This is a genomic window from Candidatus Thermoplasmatota archaeon (assembly GCA_034660695.1).
Taxonomy (GTDB): domain Archaea; phylum Thermoplasmatota; class E2; order UBA202; family DSCA01; genus JAYEJS01.
Window position 1 is genome coordinate 1 of record JAYEJS010000047.1, and the last position, 2098, is coordinate 2098.

At 37.3% G+C, this 2098-nt stretch carries 2 protein-coding genes and 1 pseudogene; 1 reads left to right on the top strand and 2 read right to left on the bottom strand.

Annotated features, from left to right (window positions below; translation table 11 throughout):
- Nucleotides 1–120: 120 nt before the first annotated feature.
- On the bottom strand, nucleotides 121–558 hold the full coding sequence (locus U9O96_02435) for a hypothetical protein (protein MEA2053965.1): 438 nt from the start codon (nucleotides 556–558) through the stop codon (nucleotides 121–123).
- Between the two features lie 433 nt (nucleotides 559–991).
- Here U9O96_02435 and U9O96_02440 point away from each other — a divergent pair, with 433 nt between their 5' ends.
- Nucleotides 992–1186: a cold shock domain-containing protein gene (locus U9O96_02440; protein MEA2053966.1), complete on the top strand. Its 195-nt coding sequence runs from the start codon at nucleotides 992–994 to the stop codon at nucleotides 1184–1186.
- A gap of 212 nt (nucleotides 1187–1398) precedes the next feature.
- On the opposite strand, the pseudogene U9O96_02445 reads toward U9O96_02440, so the two are convergent.
- Nucleotides 1399–1927: pseudogene (locus U9O96_02445) on the bottom strand (TATA-box-binding protein).
- Between the last annotated feature and the right edge of the window lie 171 nt (nucleotides 1928–2098).

Here is a 2098-nt window from a genome sequence, read left to right on the forward strand (position 1 = left end):
CATCCCATCCCATGGGTTCATCAAATTAGGATGGGATTCTCTTATTTTTTACGAAATTTTTTGAGCTACGAGGTATCTCAAAAATGGTTAGCCTTTTATATGATGAAGCCTAATCTGTATCTACCTATCATTTAAATATCGTATCCTTTTCCCTCTTAATTCTTGAGAGTGAATTTCTCGGACCTTTTGATAAACTCGTTCAATCTCATTTGATTTAAAAGTGACTATTTTATTAGGTACAGTTACTTTTGACAAGTTTTTTGCATATCTGTCATTATCATCAAATGACATCATGTATGAAAGGTCATTTAACTGTTGTATCCTATATTTTATAAGTTCTTCTCGTTCCTCTTTCGTCTTGGCTAACTGCAACTTTTTTAAAAAAGACGATAACTGTATTGGTTTTTCTTCTGCCTTGTTAATTTGCATCTTCTCCCAAAAAGATGCTGAAAAAACATATGCCTGTATTTTCCCTTGTTTTTGTAATTTTTTTAACTCATTTAACTCATTTTGGACACGATATTTAAAACATGAAGTATCAAGAGTTAAAGTAATCATATATTATTATTAATAACAAGATTAATAATTTAAAATTTTGGATTTATTTTTACGATATGGTTTATTATTTGGATAAAAAGAGGTAATTAACTAACAAAATTTACCGGTAAATACGCATGGAAATCCTCCCTTTTAATAGCAATATCAACTTCCCAGTAAGAAAAGAAAAATAAAAAATAATAGGGCCAAAAAGCCCCTTAGAAACAAAGACCCATTCTGGGCGATTGCTTTTTTATCAAGCCCGACAAATTTTTCCTCAAGTTTCTTTGCTACCCCCATCAAGCCCCAGTGCCAAGTCAGTTGCCTTGTCATATATCTTTAAATTCTTCTCCGATTTGGGCTGTGGTAATCAAATCACTATTTCTTTCTTTATTGCGAAATTTTAGAAAGACAGATATACCAGTTGGATATTGTCTATAATAAAGGTAATAAAATGGAAGGAACAGTTAAAAGATGGATGACATCTTATGGGTTTATTGAGGCAGAAGGAACGAAGGAAGATATTTTTGTTCACCAGTCTGAAGTGAAAGGAAATAAACCATTGATGGTTGGACAAAAAGTGAAATTTGATGTAAAGGAAGAATCGAGAGGACCAAAGGCGGTAAACGTTGAAGTGATAGAAGGATAGGCAAAAAGCCATTGTAAGTTGACTCATGGCACATTTGGATTAAAAACTGCATATACAAGGTAGTGATCGCTCTCATCTTTTGTGACATCGCTCATAACACCTGCGCTGATGAAGTTATTCTCAGTCGCATTATTTATGATGATTGAAGTTGTCCTGCTCTGCAGGTGTGTAGTCCTGTCAGGTAGATTAATACAGCAGGCCTTTTTCCACCATTTCTTCTCTAATCTGGCCGAATGCATTAAAAGCTTGCTCTGGTTTTTTTTTGCTCCTACACACACCACTCTCCCAGAATTGAACAGCAGCAGTACCACCCCAAGGTCTGGACGGCGGTACACCATGCCTGGAAATATCTCTGGCTCATATTCCACGTTTTCAAGGCCTAGCTAGGGCAGTTGCAGTCTCTATAAGGTCGAGTTTTCCATGAAGGTCGCCGGATGCAACAATGTTATGCACATTAATATCTGGTTTATCTGCAACGTTAAACCCTGCACGGCTGAGCATATCCATCATTCCCCGCACACTTTTTTCAACGTCCTCAACGGTCCTCGCTCCCGTACACACCACTTTTCCACTGGTAAACAAAAGAAAGGATGCCTTCAATTCCTTTGGTCGCAGTACCAGCCCGGGAAAAATGTCGGGAGTGTATTTGGTGTTGGGTAATGCTTTCTCAATCCTTTTCAGGTCAAGCATGTCAGCGATGGACGCAGATGCCACAATGTTTTGAACCTTTATGTCGGCCATGATAGTTGTTAATGTGCCCATCGACAATAAACGTTTCTATACAATTAGTCTCTACGAATAAGCTCCATTTTGTAACCTAATTGTTTCTCCTCGGGTGACGAGAAGAAACAATCTATTCCTCTAAAATTTTCAGATGGAGGAAAACGAGGGATGGAAAACAGAGTTTTCGGG